Genomic DNA, 6,597 nt, shown 5'->3' with positions numbered 1-6,597 from the left:
CGGCACGTGAGCTCACGCCGTTGCACGTGACGGTGCGCGCGCAGATCGGCGGTCGCGTGCGTTACCTCAGTTCGGATGCCGTGCCACTGGCCRCCGCCGACGGCACGGTGCGCTGGAACGGCTACTGGGTGGACGTCACGGCACAAGAGCAGGCAGCCCGGGGCCTCGCGCACGCACGCGACGAGGCCGAAGCCGCGACGCGTGCGAAGAGCGACTTTCTCGCCACGATCAGTCATGAAATCCGTACGCCGATGAACGGCGTGATCGGCTTGCTCGACGTGCTCGAACGCACGCGACTGGATACGGAGCAGCGCAAGATGGTTTCCACCATCGAGCACTCGGCGGAGGCCTTGCTGCACATCCTCGACGATGTGCTCGATTTCTCCAAGATCGAGGCGGGGCATCTCACCTTCGAGCCGCGGCCATCCGATCCTCGCAGCATCGTCGATGGCGCGGTGGCGATCCTTGCGGCACAGGCGGAAGCGAAGGGGCTGACCTTGCAGACCCGCTTCGACGAGGCGCTCGCGGCCGGCGTCCTGGTGGATGACGGACGGCTGCGTCAGGTGTTACTCAACCTCATCGGTAACGCCATCAAGTTTACGGTTTCGGGCAGCGTCGATGTGGAAGTGCGGGTCGATGAAGCACTCGCCTCGAGCCAACGCCTGCGTTTCATCGTTAACGATACCGGTATTGGCATTCATGCCGCCAAGCTGCGCCACGTGTTCGCGCCTTTCAGCCAGGCTGAGTCGTCGACCACACGTCGGTTTGGCGGCACGGGCCTGGGTCTGAGTATCTCGCGGCGCCTGATCGAACGCATGGGCGGTCACATCGCCATCGACAGCGAGCCGGGGCAGGGCACGACGGTGACCGTGACGCTGGACCTTCCCATCGCGGAGCTACCGTTACCCACGGCCGACATGCGCGCCGACCTGCCCTTGCCGACGCGCGCGCTCCGTGCCGGCGCGCGCATTCTTCTGGCCGAAGATCATCCGGTGAACCAGGCCCTCGTGCGCGTGCAACTGGGCATGCGCGGCTACACGTGTGACGTGGTCGAGGATGGCGTAGCGGCGATCGAGGCGATGGACGCGCAGTCCTATGACCTTCTTCTCGTGGATTGCCACATGCCGCGTATGGATGGTTATGCGGTGGCGCGTGAAGTACGTCGCCGCGAAGCCGGTACCGGGCGTCGTCTCGCTATCGTCGCCATGACGGCGGACGCGCGTGCCGACCAGCGCGAGCTTTGCCTGGCGGCTGGCATGGATGATCTGTTGCGGAAGCCGATCCGGCTGGAAGCGTTCCACGACGTCGTGGCGCGATGGCTGGAAGAGGGCGCGGTGGCCGAGCCGGTGATCGACATGGCGCGTCTGCGACGTGCGTTCGGTTCAGACGAGAACGTTGCCAGCGTCATTCGCGCAGGCGTGGAAGCGACGCGGGAAGCCGTGGGGCGCCTGCCGCCTGTGATCGAGCGCGCCGACCGCGAGGAAGTCGCGGGGTGGATTCATCACGTGCTTGGCGGGGTGAATGTGTTCGGCGCGTCGAAGGTTGCCGAAGACGGCGAGCGGATGGAGTTGGCGTTGCGGGAAGGCGCGGACCTTGATCTGCCGGCTGTAGAAGTATTCGCTAACGATGTTTCGCGATTTACCGATGGACTGGAGCAGGTTTCGCGCTCCATGTGAGAGCCGATTCATCGGCGATAGCCGCGCCAGCGGCTGGCACGGCTGCGGCGAGCACCCATCGCCGGCGTAGCCGGCTCCCACAGAAATCAGCCGGCTCGCGGCAGCGGCCGCAGGCCCTTAGGTGTACTCGACGGCCAACACCGCGAACCGCGTGCGCCCGCCCGGCAGATCGGCCTCGAATTCGTCGTCGACGCGCTTCTTCAACACCGCGCGCGCCATCGGCGAATCGATGCTGATCCATCCCTTCCGGGCATCCGTCTCGTCCGGTCCCACAATGCGGTAGCGCACCGTCTCACCGGTCTCGACGTTCTCGATGTCCATCGTCGCGCCGAAGAAGACAGCGTCCCGCTGCGAGGCGACAGCTTCGACCACCTGCAGTACCGGAATACGTTTGCTCAGGTAGCGCGCACGACGATCGATCTCGCCGAGCTGCTTTTTTCGATAGGTATATTCCGCGTTTTCGGAGCGGTCGCCTTCCGCAGCCGCTGCGGCCAGCGCCTTGACGACCTCGGGTCGCACGGTGTGCCAGAGATGGTCGAGCTCACTCTTCAGGCGCTCGAAGCCGTCACGCGTGATGATCGCCGTCGACGAGGGCGCGGGTGGACGCCAGCGACTCATGTCGACACCTTGCGCATCGTGCCGAGGGTATCGAGCAACGCCTCGATGTCGACACGGAGTGGATGATCGGGATACGCGGCCAGCAGGTGTCGTCCCAGTGCGGCCGCTTCGGCGGGCTCACGCTGGCGTTCGTGCATGCGCAGGGCGAGCAGGCCGTAGTGTGGCGCGCCCATGTCGCCGGGCCAGGTACGCAGGTAGCCAAGCGCGAGGTGGAGCGCGAGGCGGGTCATCCCGCCGTGGGCCGCCGTGTCCGCAAGAGGCCCGCACGTGATCGTGGCATCGGGAAGAAAGGCAGGATCGACGTCGATGCAGTCCTGCACCACGCCGAGCGCGCGACGTTCTTCCCGCGCCTGGACGAGCGCGGCGATCCATATCTGGCCATGCACGAGCAGTTCGGGAAGGCGGCCCTGTACGCGCAGCAGTTCGCGATAACGCGTGTGCATCGCCACGGGCGCGATGCCCTCGCGAAGCCGCTCGGTGAGGATATCGGTGGCGCCGGGGATATCGTCGCGGGCGATCAGGTTCACGTGCCCGAGGAGTGCCACGTCATCGTCCGGATTCGCGGCGTCGGCGATCACCTCGGATTCGGGCTGGTAACCCAGCGTCTCGTGGCGATGGTGGATAAGCGCGCCCATGAGGTGAAAGGTGTAGATAGTGAGGTAGTTGGCGATGACGTAAAACACGGCCGTACCCAGGAACGCGGGACCGTGCTCGGCCAAGGCATACAAGGCGCCGGCCTGGAGCAACGTGGCCGCCGTGACGACCACGAACAACAGGAGGTAGTCGCTTCCAAGGCGCCCTACCACCTTGATCCAGGTCAACGGATTCAGCGCCGCCTCGACGCCGTCGAAGGTCAGCGACATCGTCATGATCGGCAAGACGAAGGCGAACACCGGCAAGACCAGTAGCCCCAGGGCGCCGAAATAAAGGGTCGCGAGCACAGCGAGGGCATTGCCCGCGAGCTGGATGACGATAAGGGCGATGCTGGTGCGGTCGTCAGTGTTGAGTGCCACTTCCGGTGGATCGGCGAACCCATCCGCGGTATGCCGCAGGCACTCGATGGCATAGGTATAGGTCGCGACCCAGCCGAAAAACATGACGATCAGGCGCAGGAACGTGATCGGGAAAAACGTCAGCAGCTCGAATGCCGCGACGGCGAGGATTGTGACCGGTGCGGCACCCCGGAACGGGTAACGCACGCCGAGGAGGATCCGTTGCGCGAAGGGCGTGCTGGCATCGGCAAGTGCGTGTCGCGGCATGGTCAGCGCTTTCCGCCGAAAATGCTGCCGAGGATGCCGCGTACGATCTGCTGCCCGGCGCGCGAGCCGGCCGTGCGCACCACGGACTTGGCCATGGTTTCGATCATGCCCTGGCGACGGCTGGTGCCGAATACGGCGTCCCGTACGGCGCTGCTCCACCCCGCGCTGGAGGCTTCATCGCTTTTGCCTCCCGTGGATCGGGCCGCAGGCGCATCCGGCGCACTCTTCTGCGAGGCACGTGCCGCCAGCATTTCCTCGGCGGATTCGCGATTCACCGTCGTATCGTATTTGCCGCCCACGGGCGAGCGCGAACGCACGGCCGTGCGTTCCTCGGCCGTGATCGCACCGATGCGGCAGACGGGCGTTGCCACGAGCACTTTCTGCACCGGCGATGGCACGCCGCCTTCGCCAAGCGTCGAGGCGAGGGCTTCGCCTGTGCCGAGCGTGCCGATGGTTTCGACCACGTCGAGTTTTGGGTTACGCGCGAACGTTTCCGCGGCGGCCTTCACCGCCTTCTGGTCGCGCGGCGTGAAGGCGCGAAGGGCGTGCTGCATGCGATTGCCGAGCTGGCCGAGGATGTCGCCAGGGACGTCGTCCGGATTCTGCGAGCAGAAATACACGCCCACGCCCTTCGAACGGATGAGCCGCACGACCTGTTCCACGCGCTGGCGAAGTGCGGCAGGCGCGTCGTYGAARAGCAGATGCGCCTCGTCGAAGAAGAASACCAKCTTCGGGGCATCCAGGTCGCCCACTTCGGGCAACTGTTCGAACAGCTCCGAAAGCAGCCAGAGCAGGAACGTGGAGTACAGGCGCGGCTTCATGATGAGCGCTTCGGCGGCCAGCACGCTGATGACGCCGCGGCCACTCATGTCCTGGCGCATCAGGTCGGCCAGTTCCAGCGCCGGCTCGCCGAAGAACGAGTCCGCACCGTCCTGCTCCAGCCTGAGCAGGGAGCGCTGGATCGCGGCGACACTCTGCGCACTGATCAGGCCGTAGCGCGAGGAGATGTCCTTCGCGTGGTCAGCGGCGAAGCCGAGCATGGACCGCAGGTCGGCCAGGTCGAGCAGTAGCAGGCCTTCGTCGTCGGCGACGCGGAAGACCACCTCGAGCACGCCTTCCTGGGTGTCGTTCAGTTCGAGAATGCGCGAGAGCAGAGTGGGACCCATCTCCGACACGGTGGCGCGCACCGGATGGCCAAGCTTGCCGTAGATGTCCCAGAACACCACCGGATTGGCCTGGGGCTTCCAGTCGGTGAGGCCCAGCTTCGCGAGACGGGCGGTGAGTTTGTCGGACGGGGCACCGGCCGCCTGCGACAGTCCGGCCAGATCGCCCTTGGCGTCGGCCAGGAAGCAGGGCACACCCAGTCGGGAGAAGCCTTCCGCCAGCAACATCAGCGACACGGACTTACCCGTACCGGTGGCGCCGGCGATCATGCCGTGCCGGTTGCCGTAGCGGGAATCCAGTTCCACGGCGGCCTCGTCATTGCGGCCGATCAGGATGTTTGGCATGGCTTCGTCCTTAAGGATGTCCTGAACAAGTTTACGCAACAGTGCGCCGTTACGGAGATTTCCTCATCGCGACGCTTGAGTCGCAGAGGCACCAGGGGTAACGTGACCGCCATTGTCTTACCCCGAGTCCCGCATGTCTGTTCGCGTCCCGCGCCCCCTTCTATTCCTGCCACTGGCGATCCTCGCCGGTTGCGCTTCCGGTGGCGCTGCGCGTCCGGGCAAGGCCGCAACGCCCGAGGTCAATGCGTTGTACGACCGGATGAACCAGGCAAGCAAGGGCTACGAGTCCTCGATCGACCAGGCGCGCCGCGGCGATACACCCCAGGCGGCACAGACGCGCAAGCAGGCCCTCGACCAACTCAAGGACGCCTCGGCCCGTTGTGGCCTGACCCCGGGTTGCGACCCGCAGCGCTTCGCCGCCGTTTTCGATCGCCTGCTGCGCCTGAAGGACGGCAGCTTCATCGAGGGTGAGGACGCCGACGACACCGAGCAGGGTGCCGAGGTCGGGGCACAGCCGGGCGATACCTCCGGCACCGTCGCGGTGGGTACGCTGCCCCAGGCGCAGCGCAGCGTGACCATGCTTCGCGGCCAGCAGTTCTCCGACATGATGGTGATGAACGGCCCGGTCAAAGCCGCGCTCGAGATGTGGCTGACCCAGCTGCGCCCGAACCTCATGGACGCCTACGTCAATTACCAGATGATGCGCTACAAGATGTGGCCGGCCTATAAAAAGGCCGACCTGCCCGAGGCCCTGCTGTTCGGCATCATGGCCAAGGAATCCGGTGGCAAGGTACACGCCGTGTCGCGTTCCGGCGCGTCCGGCCCGCTGCAGTTCATGTACGCGACCGGCCTGCGCTTCGGCCTGTCCAATGCGGACGGCTTCGACCAGCGCTTCGATCCGACCATGGCCGCACAGGCCAACGCCGAATACATCGACGAGCAGCTCGGCGCGTTCAACAACAATCTCGAGATGACCCTGGCGGCCTATAACGGCGGGGAAGGGCGCATGCGCCGCATCGCCGCCGGCAGCCCGGGAGCCAGCTTCTACGACCCGCAGATCTACGGCCAGATGTCGGCCGAGACGCGCGACTACGTGCCGATGGTGCTCGCCGCCGCCTGGCTGTTCCTGCACCCGGACAGCTACCACCTGAAGTGGCCGAAGATCGATGGCGAAGGCGGGCAGATCGTACTCAAACGCCCGGCCTCGCTGTCCGAACTCACGGTTTGCCTGGGTTCGGCCGAGGACATGCCGCAGGGCTGGTTCCGCACGCTGCGCAACCTCAATCCGCGCCTCGATCCGCAGGTCAGCCAGCCGGTAGGTGCGCGGCTGGAAGTGCCCAAGCAGCTCGAGAAGGCTTACGCGTCCAGTTGCGCCGACGGTCCGTGGCCGATCCTCGCCAGCGACCTGCATAACGCGGTGAAGATCATCGCGCCGCCTCCGCCCGCGGCTACCTCGGCGGCACTGGCCAGCAGCTCGTCGCCGGGCTCGTCATCGTCGTCGTCGAAGTCCTCGGGGAGCTCGTCGAAGAGCTACAC

At 65.8% G+C, this 6,597-nt stretch carries 5 protein-coding genes; 2 read left to right on the top strand and 3 right to left on the bottom strand.

All coding sequences use genetic code 11. The annotated features are described in order from the left end of the window. Window positions 1-1,676 (top strand): ATP-binding protein (locus AC1DT2_RS13405; RefSeq protein WP_477296777.1); only part of this gene is annotated, 1,676 nt, incomplete at its 5' end. 117 nt (window positions 1,677-1,793) lie between these two features. On the opposite strand, the gene greB is transcribed toward AC1DT2_RS13405, so the two are convergent. The 3 genes from greB to AC1DT2_RS13390 are packed head-to-tail and all read right to left on the bottom strand — an operon-like array spanning window position 1,794 to window position 5,061. Beyond that, the gene (gene greB / locus AC1DT2_RS13400; protein WP_477296776.1) at window positions 1,794-2,294 is read right to left on the bottom strand and encodes a transcription elongation factor GreB; all 501 of its coding nucleotides are present in this window, start codon (window positions 2,292-2,294) and stop codon (window positions 1,794-1,796) included. Beyond that, the gene (locus AC1DT2_RS13395) at window positions 2,291-3,553 is read right to left on the bottom strand and encodes a hypothetical protein (protein ID WP_477296774.1); all 1,263 of its coding nucleotides are present in this window, start codon (window positions 3,551-3,553) and stop codon (window positions 2,291-2,293) included. Before AC1DT2_RS13395 ends, greB begins: the two co-directional genes overlap by 4 nt. A 2-nt stretch (window positions 3,554-3,555) precedes the next feature. Further along, complete coding sequence (locus AC1DT2_RS13390) at window positions 3,556-5,061, bottom strand: helicase HerA-like domain-containing protein (protein WP_477296773.1); 1,506 nt, start codon at window positions 5,059-5,061, stop codon at window positions 3,556-3,558. 133 nt (window positions 5,062-5,194) lie between these two features. On the opposite strand from AC1DT2_RS13390, the gene AC1DT2_RS13385 reads away from it, so the two are divergent. Next, on the top strand, window positions 5,195-6,597 hold a 1,403-nt coding region (locus tag AC1DT2_RS13385), incomplete at its 3' end, for a lytic transglycosylase domain-containing protein (RefSeq protein WP_477296772.1).

It is taken from the genome of Luteibacter sp. P4_E6 (assembly GCF_056401535.1).
This window is presented reverse-complemented; position numbering and strand designations above follow the sequence as displayed.